This is a genomic window from Streptomyces lunalinharesii, from assembly GCF_039532155.1.
Lineage (GTDB): Bacteria > Actinomycetota > Actinomycetes > Streptomycetales > Streptomycetaceae > Streptomyces > Streptomyces lunalinharesii.
The window spans coordinates 17,135-30,114 of record NZ_BAAARK010000048.1 but is presented as its reverse complement, the minus strand read 5'-3'; the positions used below and the strand labels follow the sequence as shown (position 1 = coordinate 30,114).

Sequence of the window (12,980 nt, the reverse complement as noted above, 5' to 3'; positions counted from 1 at the left end):
GCCACCGCGAATCCGTCCAGCAGAAAGGTCCGCTGATGGATGACGTCACCGAGGTGTCACAGCTGATCCTGCACGAGCGCCGAAGCCGCGATCGGGGCTGGTGGTCGCACATGCGGAAGTGCCTGGCAGTCGACGCGGCCATCCGCCTCAGCTGGTTTCGCGGGAGCGGCGCCGACTTCGTGGCCGCGTCGCGGGAGATGGCCGCCCGCGGTGACAGTGCGGCCCACACCCTCGGCCCGCCCGCCGTGGACGTTCTCGGCGCGAGGGCCGTGGTGGAGGTGGCCGCCGCCATCCACATGCGCAGCGAGCTCGACGGCGTGGAAGTGGACCTCACCTCACATACACGGCTCCTCTACCGCGCCGAGCGGCGCACCGGCCGCTGGGTGATCGTCTCCCTGGATCCCATCTACGAGCGGGACAACCTGCTCCCCAGCGTGCCGGGAACACACCTGGAGATCGACCCGGACGCCCTGGCCCGGGCGCGGCCCACCTACCGGATGCTCACCCACCTGCTCAACGCCAGGGGCTACCCCATCGCCGATGACCTCTACGGCGACGACCGCCCCGCACCGGTCCAACGGCTCTACCGATCCCTTTTCGACTGGCTCGGCCCCAGGGCTGATCTGTGGCCCGCGACCGCCGCCAGGGGGCATCAGGAGGAACCTGGCCCTGGGCAATCGGTGACGGGCCAGCAAGGTGATCCAGCGCGGGAGAACTTCTCCCTATCGCCGGACCAAGCCGAGCGTGAGGAGTGCGAGTGCCTCGCTGATCACACTGAGGGTGACCAGCAGGCCACACCCCAGCGGTGACGCCCAGGGCTACGTATCCGGCCTCGATGTATCCGACCCAGTGGCCGGTTACCAGCAGAGGCGCCATGGTCTTTTGCGCAAGATCGTCCGCTGAACCAGAGGCTTCACATTGGTCACTTATGTTGCCACGCTCGACGTCCCGCGCCACGTCGTCGAGTTCCTCGCCCGTCTACTGGCCGCACAACGGCGTTCGAGGCCCGCGTCGAACGCACCGGCAGGAAGCCACTGGTCGGACGGCTCGGCGGCATCCCGCTGCGACAGAACAAGAAGACGGTTGTCACCGACCGTCAGCTGGCACCGGTCAGCACCAAGCGCAAGGAGCTGGTCACCCGGCTCCCCGCCGGGCGATGCGAGTCATGCGGACGCATCGACGGGGTGGAAGTCCACCACGTCGCCAAGCTCGCTGACCTCGGAAAGCCAGGTCCCGACCGGCCACCGTGGGTAGATCTCATGGCCGCACGACACCAAAACCCTTGCGGTCTGCGCGAGTTGTCACGCGGCCATCCACGGACGAAGGTTTGTCCCAGCACTCACGGAGTAGTCACCGGAGAGCGATGTGCGGTGAAAGTCGCATGCGTCGTTCGGGCTGGGGGCCGTGGGAAAAGGACCTGCTCAGCAGGCACCTCGCCGACGGCCCACCAGTACCCTCTGGCACAACCTGAGCGAAGCCGCCGAACGGTCCGTCGCCCAACACCGCCACTCCCTCAGAGCCCTCGTCCCTTCGACCCTCGAACCCGAGCCGGGGTCCGCAGCAGAAGAGAAGCCGTCCAGCTCACCCTGGCCGACCGGCCACCGGTTCTCCGAGCGCACCCGTGCCAGGCACGCCACCATTCACGCACCGCTGGCCGCCGGACACAGCGAGCGGTCCGTGGCACGGCAACCTCTGTGCTCGACGAGTACATGACCTACTTCGACGACCGCACGCCTGGAAACTCTGGGAGGAGATCGTGCCGCTCGGCTACGAAGGCAGTTACCAGCGCGTCCGCGCCTACCTGCACAAGAAGCGCACTTCGCCGCAACCGGTGACGGCGCGGCCGCCCTCGCCACGGAAGGTCGCCGGATGGATCCTCAGCCGCCCTGAAACCCCCACCGAGCCCGAACAGCTCCAGCTCAAGACCGTCCGCTCCCCCTGCCCCGAACTCGACGCCCTGATCCGGCATGTCCGCTCCTTCGCGGTCATGCTCACCGAGCGCCAGGGCGAGCGCCTGCCGCACTGGCTCAACGCCGTCCGGCAGGACGACCTGCCCAGCCTCCACGTCCTCGCCGCCGGCATCGACCGTGACCTCGATGCCGTCATCGCCGCACTTAACCTGCCCTGGAACTCGGGTCCCGTCGAAGGCCACGTCAACCGGATCAAGACACTGTCGAGTAGCCGGGGGCATCGCAGCCCCCGGCCCTCACAGAACCGTACGTAAACCTCTCGGTTTATACGGCTCTTGTCGTCCTGGTCACCAGACCACAGGAACGGTGGATACCCAGGCCCAGTGGGCGAAGAACCGGGGCCGTTGAATGACGGTCCTGTTCCACGCTGTCTGTGCCTTCTTCCGTCCTCGTAGCCGCTTGTACTTCTTGCGGATCCAGCGCATCAGGTAGGCGTTGATGCGCCCCAGGAGGGGATACAGCGCCGATCGGTAGAACGCGCCGTAGTAATTCACCCAACCTCGCACGACCGGATTGATAAGACGGGCGAGGTCCGTCTCGGAGACCTCGGTGTGCAGGTGCAGTTGCCAGGACCGCACCCGCTTACTGATCTTGTTCAGGGCGTCGTTGCTGATCGCTGGATTGAAACCGGTGAACATCTTCCCGGTCTTCAGCCGCACTTGGCGAGCCCGGAAGGTGAACCCAAGGAATGTGAACGCGGTGTGCTCGTGGGAGCCGCGCCGGTTGCTGTCCTTGCAGTACACAATCCTGGTCTTGTCCGGGTGCAACTCCAGCCCAACTTCGTTCATCCGCTCCCGAAGAGCCGCAAGCACGTGGTGCGCCTGGGCCTTGCTGACGCAGTGCACCACCGCGTCGTCCACGTAGCGTTCGAAGGCGACGCCAGGGAACATCCGGGCGAGCCATGCGTCGAACGCGTAGTGCAGAAACAGATTCGCGAGCACAGGCGAGACCGCGGATCCCTGCGGGGTTCCCCGGTCCCGGACCTGCAACGAGCCGTCGGGCAGCATCAGCGGCGCTTTGAGCCACCGCTTGACGTACAGCACCACCCACGGCAACTCGGTGTTTGCCTCGACTGCCTTGACAACCAGATCCCACGGCACGGTGTCGAAGAACTTCCGGATGTCCAGATCGATCACCCAGTCGGTCCTCCAACACCGCTGTCGGCAGGCCGCTACAGCGTCGAGCGCAGACCGCTCGGGCCGATACCCGTAGGAGTCGGGATGAAAGATCAGCTCGACCTTCCGCTCCAACTCCTGGGCCACGACCGTCTGCGCGATCCGATCAGCGACAGACGGGACACCCAGAATTCTCGTGCCGCCGCCATGCGCCTTCTCGATCTCCACCGCACGCACCGGCGGAGGGAAGTACGACCCCGAGGACATTCGATTCCAGATCTTGTACAGATTGTTCTTCAGATCGGACTCGAACTCCGCGATCGTCTGTCCATCCACCCCCGGCGCTCCCTTGTTCGCCTTGACCTTCTCCCACGCCTCCCAGACTGCCCGCTTCGAGATCTCGAACGGCTTGTCTGGTGCTTTCAGCTTGTTCACGCGACTCCTCCCGGAGAACTTCCGGTTGATCGAACAAACCAGCCACGGACAACCCGGCCCCTTCGCTCCACCCCCGTTACAGGAGCTTCACCACTACTACGAGCCGGTCCGCCGGCGCGCCCGGCGACGGTACTCAATCCCTCACGGGGTCACCGCTTGGGATGCTCCCTCTCCCCCACCCTCACGAGCAGGGCGTATCCGTGCGCGCCTTCTCCTGTTCCACGTGGAAGCCGCAGATCGGGCTCACGTCGTCTACATGCCGGACACCGCCTGGCCAGTAAGCCGAGCACCCGCCAGACTCATCCCGGGATCCGCTTGACACCCCAGTTTTGATGTCATCTGTATCTGTTTCGACACGTCAGCAACGATTCACTTGCGTTCGTCTTCCCGATCCCCACCTGACGCCTCAGGGGCGCCTTTTCCTCATCGCTCACCACGACGGTCTTCAGCCAACGCGGCATGAGGCGGTTTGGGGCCTCCCTCCGCAGGGCGGCTCCGAAGGGCCAAGATCCTTCATCTTCCACGCAGCATCGCATCAAGAAATCGGCCTACACAGCGACTCCTCTCTGCGGTCAGGACACACCAAGCGCCAGATGTTCGGACGGGCAGGCTCGGCTCTCTTGCGGAAGCGAGTCCGCCTCGCGCCGTGACGGGTAACTGCACGATCAGACAGTGGTTTTGGCTGCGACCCGGGTGAGCAGCTTGTCGCGCACCGATGGCCACTCGTCCACGAGGACGCTGTAATACAGCGAATCACGACGCGTACCGTTCTGGCGCACCATGTGGCTGCGCAGCGTCCCTTCGTAGACCAGCCCCAGCCGTGTCAGAGCCTGCTGGGACCGCACGTTGAGGTTGTCGGTCCGCAGGGCGATTCGAGCAAGCCCCAGGTCGTCGAAGGCGTGTCCGAACAGCAGAAGCTTGGACTCGGCGTTATAGGGGCCACCCCAACAAGAACGATCGAACCAGGTCGCACCAATCTCAGCGCGGCTCGCGGCGAGGTCAAGCTCATACACACTGGTCGAACCGATTACCGAGTCGTCGATCAGGCGCTGGACCGCGAAGCACCGCCGGGCTCGATCGGCCAGCATCTGGCTGATCATCGCCCGCATCTCTATCAGGGAGTCGGGACGAGGTCGAGGCATCCATTGCCAGACCTCGGGATCCGAGGCAGAGGGGAACAGTTCTTCTGCATGATCGACGGACAGCGGGATGAGACGGACGGTGCGGCCGAGGAGGGAGTCATTGCTCACCATTGCACCGTAGCTTCGGAATCTCTACCTCACAGCAAGATGGAGATCACGCTGCCTCCGTCGCTCGCAGCGACCGCGTCACAGAAGTTGAGCCAGAACCCGTCCTCGTGAACAAAGCCACTGGGGCTGTCCTTTCCCACCGAAGCCGGTCGCCGCCTCAGCCAACCCAGTCGAGGTGGTCGGGGCGTGGCACACCGTCACCCGTCCAGGGTGCCTACAGGTGCGCCTGAGGCCGAGCCGGCGCGTGAGGACGCAGACTCACATGTGCTCGCACACGCGAGTGTGGTTCGGCGGGTTTCGATCCCCACTGCTTCCGGCAGGACCAGATGGTCCGGCAACCTGACGCCAAGGCCGTTGCGGGCCGGCACATGGTCGGTCGTGCGCCACGGGCCGGCCGGTCGAGCTACGGATCCGCACGGGTCGAACCGTCTTCCAGGATCGAGGGAGAGAAATGCCGTACGTCGCACAAGATCGCCCGCGCATTGGTTGGATCGGTACCGGCCGCATGGGCTTCCAACTCGCCGCTCGACTGTTGGAAGCGGGGCACGACGTAGCCGTCTACAACAGGACCCGCGCCAAGGCCGAACCGCTGGCTGAACGGGGAGCCGCGGTTGTCGACCGGCCGGTCGATCTGGCCGACCGGGACGTCGTCTTCACCATGGTCTCCGCCTCGCCCGACCTGGAGGCGGTCACCACGGGTCCGAGCGGTGTGCTGACCTCGCCCGATGCCGCACCGGGTGTGGTGGTCGACAGCTCCACGATGTCCACGCAGACGTCCGAGTCGATTCGGAAAGAAGCCGCCAAGCGCGGGACGGACTTCCTGGCCGCCCCGGTGAGCGGGAACCCGAAGGTGATCGCAGCGGGCAAGCTGACCGTCGCGGTCTCCGGCTCGCGCGGGGCGTTCGACCAGGTCGAGCCGTTGCTCGCACTGCTGGGCCGCGGAGTGACCTACGTCGGCGAGGGCGAAGTCGCCCGCCTCGTCAAGATCGCACACAACGTCTTCCTCGGCATTGTCACCCAGTCGCTCGCCGAGATCACCGTCCTCGCGGAGAAGGGTGGTGTCAGCCGTTCCGCCTTCCTGGCATTCCTCAACGACTCCGTGATGGGCTCGCTCTACACCCGCTACAAGTCGCCCGCCCTGGTCAACTTGGACTTCACACCGACGTTCACCATGCCACTGCTGCGCAAGGACTTCGACCTGGGACTGTCTGCCGCCCGCGAGTTGGAGGTTCCGATGCCGCTCGCCGCCGCCACCGCCCAGCTCATCGCGGGTGCCATCGGCGCGGGACACGTCGAGGAGGACTTCGCCGCTCTGATCCTCGAACAGGCCAGGAACTCCGGCATCACGCTGCAAGCCCAGAACACCCCCGTGGACGACGGCCTGTCACCGCGCTCCTGACCGGCTGTAACTCGACTGGGTTGGACACAACGGCGACTGGCTTCGATGAGAGCGGACAGGGCCAAGTGTCCGCTGCCCTCCAATCAAAGCGATGGCTGGGTTGCTGCGCTACGAGCGGTCCACCGCTTGCCGGCCTGGATCGGGGCGGGCACTCCCTTGCGAGCGATCTCGCCGGTGAAGCCCAACTCGTCAAGCAGGGTGCGGGACTTGTTGTTGTCGTAGCCGCGGTCAAGGTTGACGTTCACGCGCTCCGGCATGGTCCCGACCTGGTCCATCGCTGCCTTGAGGGTCGGGCCGAGCAGGGGCGAGTCGTGGCGGTTGGCCCCTGCCGCGGCCAGGCCGAGCGGGACGCCCTGGGCGTCGGCGGCGGTCGAACACTTCAGGCCCTGCTTCCCGCGGTCCGCCGGGGACCGGCCCGCGTGCTCGCCGCCGCACGGGGCCTTGGTGATGCAGCCGAGTGGGTGGCTCACGGCGAACTCCGTGTGGGCGGGCAGGAGAGCGGCGAATTGGTCCCAGAGGGATTCGAGCGGGCAAGGTGGCAGCGCGGGCACGGCTGTCCCTCGGGGTTACAGAACGTAGAGAGCCCCATGATCACGTAGGGCCGTGCCCGTCGCTGCCCGCCCGGGCCCTCCAGTGCCTGTCGCCAGTCGGTCTCATTCCGGAGGCGTCGTATTCTCGGGCGGCGCCCCGCCCATTGGGCCGGCCTGCGCCCTGAGGGCGGTGAATGTCTCGCGCCCGGGTGATCTCTCCGGTTAATCGGCGCCGCCGGGCAGGAGCAGGAGCTTCCCGCGGGCGTGCCCGGTCAGGCTGATCTCAAGGGCCTTGCGCCAGTCCGCGAGGGGGAAGGTTCCGGCGACCGGCACGGCGAACCTGCCTTCGGCAGCCAGCTGTGCGAACTCGGGGAAGACGCCGAAGAGTTCATCGTCGGTCCGCTTCGTGGGATCTTCGTGAAAGGTGTCGCGCACCCCGAGTTCCGGCGCCGCGGCCATGTCGGAGCAGGTCAGGACACGCTGGGGGTCACCGTCGACGATCTCGACGAGTTCGGGTAGGGCTCCATTGGGCGGCGCGGCGTCGAAGGCGAGGTCGACCTGGCCGACGCCGAGGGCCTTGACCCGCTCGGGCAGGCCTTCGCCGTAGCCGACCACCGTGGCTCCGAGGTCGCGCAACTGCTCGGTGTAGGTCTCCCCGGCGGTCGCGATCACCCGCGCCCCGCGGACGAGGGCGATCTGCACGGCCGCGTAGCCGATGGTGGTTCCGGCACCGTTGACCAGGATCGTGCGGTCCGGGGCCAAGCCGAGTCGCGCGAGGTGCCAGGATGCGGTGCTCAGCGCCATCGGGATCGCGGCGGCCCGGATGAGGTCCAGGCCCTCGGGCACCGCGAACCAGTGATCCAGCACGGCGCGCTCCGCCGCGCCGGCGCTCGGCTGGCCGGCGAAGTCGGCGGTGCCGAACACGCGGTCGCCGACGGCCACGTCCGTGACGCCCGCACCGACGGCCTCGACGATGCCCGAGACGTCGCAGCCGATGCCGCGCGGCAGGCTCCCGGGGAAGAGCCCGCGGCACAGCGCCCAGTCGGCCGGGGCCAGTCCGCACGCGTGCACGGTGACACGGATGCGGCCGGGCCCCGCCTCGGGCACGGGAGCGGTCTCCAGGCGCAGGACGTCGACGGGCTCGCCGTTCTCGTGGAAGCGCACCGTGCGCATGGTGCCCGGCGCGGAAGCGGGTTCGGTCATGAGGTCTCCTTCAAAGCTAATCGGAACGTGTTCCGTTTGCCTGGGGCCTAAACTACCCCGATGACCGACTCAAATGGAACGTGATCCGTTTACACATGGCCACCGAACCATCCCCGGGTGCCCACCAGCAGCTGCGCGCCGACGCCGCGCGCAACCGCGAGACCGTGCTCGCGGCGGCCACCCGCGCCTTCGCCACCTCCGACACCGAGCCATCCATGCGCGCAATCGCTCGACAGGCAGGCGTCGGCGTCGCCACCGTCTTCCGCCACTTCCCGACCCGGGAAGCGCTCGTCGACGCCGTCTATCAGGACCAGGTCGTCCGACTGACGGCCGGGGCACGCGAGTTGCTCGCCAACCACCCGCCCGCGCAGGCGCTGCGCCTGTGGATGGACCTGTTCGCGGAATGGCAGGCCACCAAGCACGGCATGACCGACACCCTGCTCGCCATGATCGATTCCGGCGAAATCTCCCTCGCTCACACCCGAGAGCAGCTCCTGTCGGCCATCACCACGATCCTCGACGCCGGCGCCACCGCTGGGGACATCCGCGCCGACGCTCGCGCCGGCGACGTCTCCGCCAGCATCCTCGGCATGCTCGCCGTCGCCGCCAAGTCCGGAGAACCTGCCCAGGCCGGGCGCCTGCTCGACCTGCTCATGGACGGCCTCAGACCGCGCTGAGGTGCCGCCAGGCGCCCCACCGCCTGCCGCCTGAAGTGATCCATTTGCCGGTCGGTCTCAGCAGGATCACAGCAGGATCACAGCAGCGACGAGCGCAAACGTGGTCGACCGGCGATGGATGCGGGAGGGGAGAGCTGAGTGATGGGTCCCTTCGTGGTTCGGAGAGGGACTCACCGCAGGCCAAGACGGTCCCCGGCCGGGCCGCGTTCCTGACCGCCGGGATCAACCGGCAAAACCCCTCGCCTGTCCAGGTCGAACTGCTGCGCCGTCAGGCCGACCTGGAGATCGGGGGCGCCTCGCGGGTTGCTAGAGCTGCGGAGTGGATGTCTTGCGCAGTAGATGGTCGAACCCCAGCGGGGGGCGTCCGAGGAGTTCGCTGATGTCGTTCGTGGCGCGGTCGTAGCGGTTCTCGCCGTGCAGCCGTGCCATGGTGGCGATGTGCTCGAAGACGTGGGGTGGCAGGCCTGCGTTCTTCAGGTCCTCTTCCAGCCACTCCTCGTACGGCACGTCGACGTAGGTCACGGGACGGCCCAGCGCGGTGGAGAGTTCGGCGGCGATGGCATGCATGTCACGGGACTGTGCACCGGTCAGTTCGTAGACCCGCCGGGACGGTGGGGCCGGGGCGAGCAGGAGGTGTGCGATCACCGCCGCCACGTCGGCCGCGGCGACCGGAGAGGTTCGGGCGGAGCCGAACGGGAGGCGGATCGTGCCGTCCCGTTGGACGGAGGCGGCGGCGACCTGGGCGAAGAGCGGGTTCTCCATGAACACCGTGGGCCGCACGTGTACGACCGGCGCCCCCGACCAGTCGAGGACATGCTCGGACAGCCAGTGCAGTCGCTGTTGCCGGGATTCGGTGGTGCTGGTGAGGCTCATCTGCGACATGCTCACCAGCAGATCGAAGCCATCGCTCTCCCGGACGGCCGCCGCGACCGTGGTGGCGGCCTCCAGGTACAGAGGAGACACGCCCATCCCGAAGTAGGCGCGGCGGCAGCCCGCGAGTGCCTCGACCACGTCGGCGCCCCGCGTGAGGTCGCCGACCACCACCTCCACCCCGTCCAGGGCCCGCAGAGCCGTGGCCCGCCCGTCGTCGTGATGCACCAGAGCCCTCACCGGCACGCCTTGTGCACGCAGATGGTCGAGGACCATGTTTCCGACTCCGCCTACTGTGCCACCGACGCCGGTGACAAGGATGGGCTGTACGCCCACGTCGATCGCCTCCTGCCTTTCGGGCCGGGGTGTCCGGTCCGCTCGCAACTGTCCGGCCTTGAGTTCCGTCGATCGCCCACGCGACTGCCGGATCGCGCCTGGGGCATATGTGCCCGCCTGCCCTCCCGCTGTACCGGAGCCATACCGGGTCTTCAAGGGCGGAGACCGTTGAAGAGCTACGCCGATGCACCCGGTTCAGCCCTGGCGCACGCCGACGGACACCCGACCGTTGCCGTGGCGCGACGAGAAACCTCAGCCAGCACCACTGGACCCTCGAAACCCGCACCTCCACACAGGCCGGCGGCCGTCGGCCTTGTCCGGCCGAGTCGTATGCGTGGGTGTGCTGGCGAGCCTGGTTGATCGTCGAGTCTGATCGAGGCCGATCGGTCGATCCCGCCGATCGAGTCCGCCTGGTCAGTCAGCAGCGCCGGAACCGTGTCCCAGGTGTCGTTGGCCGCACCTGCGATGGCGTTTCGACACCGTCGGCTCCGGGTTGGCGTGGGGTGCGTTCCGCTCAGGCTGCGAGCGTGGTGAGCGCCTTGCGGTCGACCTTTCCGTTGGCGTTGAGCGGGAATGCCTCTTGGTGGATGAAGCGGCCGGGGATCATGTAGACAGGGAACTGCTCCCGCAGGAACGACGTGAGCTTCCCCGACGGGATCTCGGTTCCGGTGTAGAAGGCGACGAGGGTGCCGCCCAGGTCGCTCTCGCGGGCCACGACCACGGCCTCGCGGATGTGTGCGTGCCGGGTGAGGGCGGCCTCGATCTCGCCGACCTCGATGCGGTGGCCCCGCACCTTGACCTGGTCGTCGACGCGGCCGAGGAAGACCAGCGAGCCGTCCTCGGTGCGCACGCGGTCGCCGGTGCGGTACCAGTGGCGGTCGGTGACCGGCCCGTCTCCCGTGTGGACGCGGGCTGTTGTGCCCGGCTCCCAGATGAGGAAGCGGCCTGCGTCGCCGGCCGGGTCGAGGTAGCCGTCGAAGCGCTGGTTGCCCCGGACGCACAGCTCGCCGGGATCTGCGGGGTGCCCGTCCTCGGAGAGCAGCACGTAGTCCAGGTGCGGCAGGACCTGCCCGATGGGCATGGTGCCGTTGGAGCCGGGGCCGCGCAGTTCGCCGCGCTCGCCCAGGCGCTGGCCGGTGCAGAGGATCGAGACTTCGGTGGGGCCGTAGAGGTTGTGCAGTTCGGCGTTGGGCGCGGCGGCCGCCCACTGTTCGGCCTGCGCGGCGATGAGCCGTTCGCCGCCGAACACGACCAGCCTCATCGACGGCATGGAGCCGGGCGCGAGCGCGCCGACGCGGGCCGCCAGGTGGCCGACGGAGGGGACGCAGAACCAGTGCGTGATCTGCTGGGCGTTGACGAAGGCCGAGGCGCGTACGACGTCGTCGACGCGCGGCACGACGAGGGTCGCGCCGCAGCCCCAGGTCACGAAGAGTTCGTAGACCGCGACATCGAAGGTGAGTTCGACGTTCTGGGACGTGCGGTCGTCAGGGCCGAAGTCGTACTCCGTGATCACCCAGCTGATGGCCGGCACGACGTTGCGGTGCCGGATGGGCACGGCGCGGGGGTGTCCGGTGGAGCCGGAGGTGTGGAGGATGTACGCGATGCCGTCCCCCGGTGCGGCGATCGGCGCGACCGGCTTCCCGTACGGCTCGGCGAGTGAGTCCTCGGTCTCGCCCATCAGCAACGCCCGGTGTGACGCGGTGAGTTGATCCTGTTGCTTGGCGCCCGCTCGGTCGAGGACGATCAGGTCGACGTCGGCCGAGGTGGCGATCTCCAGGTTGCGTGCCGCGGGGAAGGCCGGGTTCATCGGGACGACGGTCGCGCCGAGGCGGAGCGCGGCCAGATATCCGACGTACGTGGGCAGGCTGCGGGCGGCGAGGATGCCCACCCGGTCCGGGACGCCACCGAATTCCTCGGTGATCCGTCCGGCGAGCCGGGCCACGGACTCCTCCAGCTCGGCGTAGGTGAGCCGAGCGCCCTGGACCTCGAGCGCCGGGCGGTCCGGGTGGCGGGCCGCGCTGTCGGCGAAGAGCTGGTAGAGGGTGGGGGTGGTCATCTCATGGTTCCTTAGCTGTGCGGGAGGTCGACGGGGCTCAACTGGACCTGGGCGAGCACGAGTCACGCATCGCCCTGCCGGTGCCACGTGGGCGGCTCGACGATCTCCAGGACGGCGCAGGCCCAGCTGAAACCGATGCCGCTGCCCGCCAGGACGACCCGGTCGCCGGCGGAAAGCGCCCCGGCCGCAACGAGGTGGTCGAGGCCGCCGAACTGGTCGCCCGCTCCGGCGTGCCCGATCCCGCTCCCCCACTCCCACGTGGTGCGCTCCTCGTCGATGCCGAACGCGTCCAGGTAGTCCCACTGCACGAGGGACCTGCCGACGTTCGGGAAGACGAACCGTGCGATGTCGTCGAGGTCCGTGCCCGCATCGCCGAAAGCCTCCTTGACCACGTTCTGCAGCCCCACCGAGCAGCGCAGCGCGACCTCCGCCAGGCCGAGGCGGTCCATGTACTCCCGCTTGCGCTCGCGCAGGTCGAGGGGGAGCCCGGTCGAGAACGGGGCGTCGGTGAAGCCGCTGCCGCGGTACATCTCCTCCAGCCCCGGATCGGAGTCCATGGCAGTGGCGAGCACCCGTGCGAAGCCGCCGCGCCGGGAGAGGACGGCGGCCGACGCGCCGTCTCCGAGGACCATCCACTTGTCACTGCGGTAGCGGTCGTACACCGGCGGACAGAATTTGTCGGCGGCGGTGACGAGGGCCGCGTCCTGCCCGGTGTGCGCGGACAGGTAGGAGAGGGCGAGGACGAGCCCGGCCAGGCCGCCGTTGGAGCCCTGCCTGATCTCCATGGCGGGCGCCCGGCCGCCCGTGACCCGCTCCTGGAGGTAGGAGGCCGGCGTCCAGTGGTCCTGCCCCTGGTGGTGCACGTTCGCGTGCAGGACCAGAGCGATGTCGTCACCTGTGTGCCCGGAGCGGGCCAGGCCCTGGCCCGCTGCGGATACGGCCATGTCGGCGGCGGACATGTCGCCCGCGACGCTGATGGACCGGTAGCCGTTCCTCTCGTGCTCCTGAGCGTCGTAACGGCCTTCGGCGACGGCTCGGGCGCAGTCGTCCCGCTCCGGGAAGCAGGAGCCGGTTGCGGCGATGTACATCTCGTTCCAGCGCATGGCCTTGCGGCCCCCTTTCGCTTGCGTCGTTCACGT

10 protein-coding genes and 1 pseudogene are annotated in these 12,980 nt (G+C 68.1%); 4 read left to right on the top strand and 7 right to left on the bottom strand.

What is annotated here, in order from left to right; all coding sequences use genetic code 11:
* Positions 1-35 precede the first annotated feature (35 nt).
* Both ABD385_RS36555 and ABD385_RS36550 read left to right on the top strand, forming a co-directional pair.
* Entirely contained in the window at positions 36-809 is a 774-nt protein-coding gene (locus ABD385_RS36555; protein ID WP_344583984.1) for a nuclear transport factor 2 family protein, read from the top strand.
* Between the two features lie 947 nt (positions 810-1,756).
* A complete protein-coding gene (locus tag ABD385_RS36550; RefSeq protein WP_344583982.1) occupies positions 1,757-2,224 on the top strand; it encodes a transposase in 468 nt (155 codons plus the stop codon).
* A gap of 33 nt (positions 2,225-2,257) precedes the next feature.
* On the opposite strand, the gene ltrA is transcribed toward ABD385_RS36550, so the two are convergent.
* On the bottom strand, positions 2,258-3,520 hold the full coding sequence (gene ltrA, locus ABD385_RS36545; protein WP_344583980.1) for a group II intron reverse transcriptase/maturase: 1,263 nt from the start codon (positions 3,518-3,520) through the stop codon (positions 2,258-2,260).
* A gap of 665 nt (positions 3,521-4,185) precedes the next feature.
* The gene (locus ABD385_RS36540; protein ID WP_344583979.1) at positions 4,186-4,770 is read right to left on the bottom strand and encodes a GNAT family N-acetyltransferase; all 585 of its coding nucleotides are present in this window, start codon (positions 4,768-4,770) and stop codon (positions 4,186-4,188) included.
* 451 nt (positions 4,771-5,221) lie between these two features.
* Here ABD385_RS36540 and ABD385_RS36535 point away from each other — a divergent pair, with 451 nt between their 5' ends.
* Positions 5,222-6,169 (top strand): NAD(P)-dependent oxidoreductase, encoded by a 948-nt coding sequence (locus ABD385_RS36535; RefSeq protein ID WP_344583977.1) that lies wholly within the window; start codon positions 5,222-5,224, stop codon positions 6,167-6,169.
* Positions 6,170-6,288: 119 nt separating this feature from the next.
* On the opposite strand, the pseudogene ABD385_RS36530 reads toward ABD385_RS36535, so the two are convergent.
* Positions 6,289-6,720, bottom strand: a pseudogene (locus ABD385_RS36530) (transposase); the annotation flags it as partial.
* Positions 6,721-6,921: 201 nt separating this feature from the next.
* Complete coding sequence (locus ABD385_RS36525; RefSeq protein WP_344584016.1) at positions 6,922-7,872, bottom strand: NADP-dependent oxidoreductase; 951 nt, start codon at positions 7,870-7,872, stop codon at positions 6,922-6,924.
* A gap of 125 nt (positions 7,873-7,997) precedes the next feature.
* Between ABD385_RS36525 and ABD385_RS36520 the strand changes: the two genes are divergently transcribed.
* Positions 7,998-8,579, top strand: coding sequence for a TetR/AcrR family transcriptional regulator (locus ABD385_RS36520; RefSeq protein ID WP_344583975.1), 582 nt, complete (start codon positions 7,998-8,000; stop codon positions 8,577-8,579).
* Positions 8,580-8,885: 306 nt separating this feature from the next.
* On the opposite strand, the gene ABD385_RS36515 is transcribed toward ABD385_RS36520, so the two are convergent.
* The 3 genes from ABD385_RS36515 to ABD385_RS36505 form a co-directional block, all read right to left on the bottom strand.
* Positions 8,886-9,785, bottom strand: a complete 900-nt coding sequence (locus ABD385_RS36515) for an NmrA family NAD(P)-binding protein (protein ID WP_344583973.1) — start codon at positions 9,783-9,785, stop codon at positions 8,886-8,888.
* Positions 9,786-10,299: 514 nt separating this feature from the next.
* Positions 10,300-11,841 carry an amino acid adenylation domain-containing protein gene (locus tag ABD385_RS36510; RefSeq protein WP_344583971.1) on the bottom strand — a complete coding sequence of 514 codons (1,542 nt, stop codon included), beginning with the start codon at positions 11,839-11,841 and terminating at the stop codon, positions 10,300-10,302.
* A gap of 62 nt (positions 11,842-11,903) precedes the next feature.
* A complete protein-coding gene (locus tag ABD385_RS36505; RefSeq protein ID WP_344583969.1) occupies positions 11,904-12,944 on the bottom strand; it encodes a ketoacyl-ACP synthase III family protein in 1,041 nt (346 codons plus the stop codon).
* Positions 12,945-12,980 lie beyond the last annotated feature (36 nt).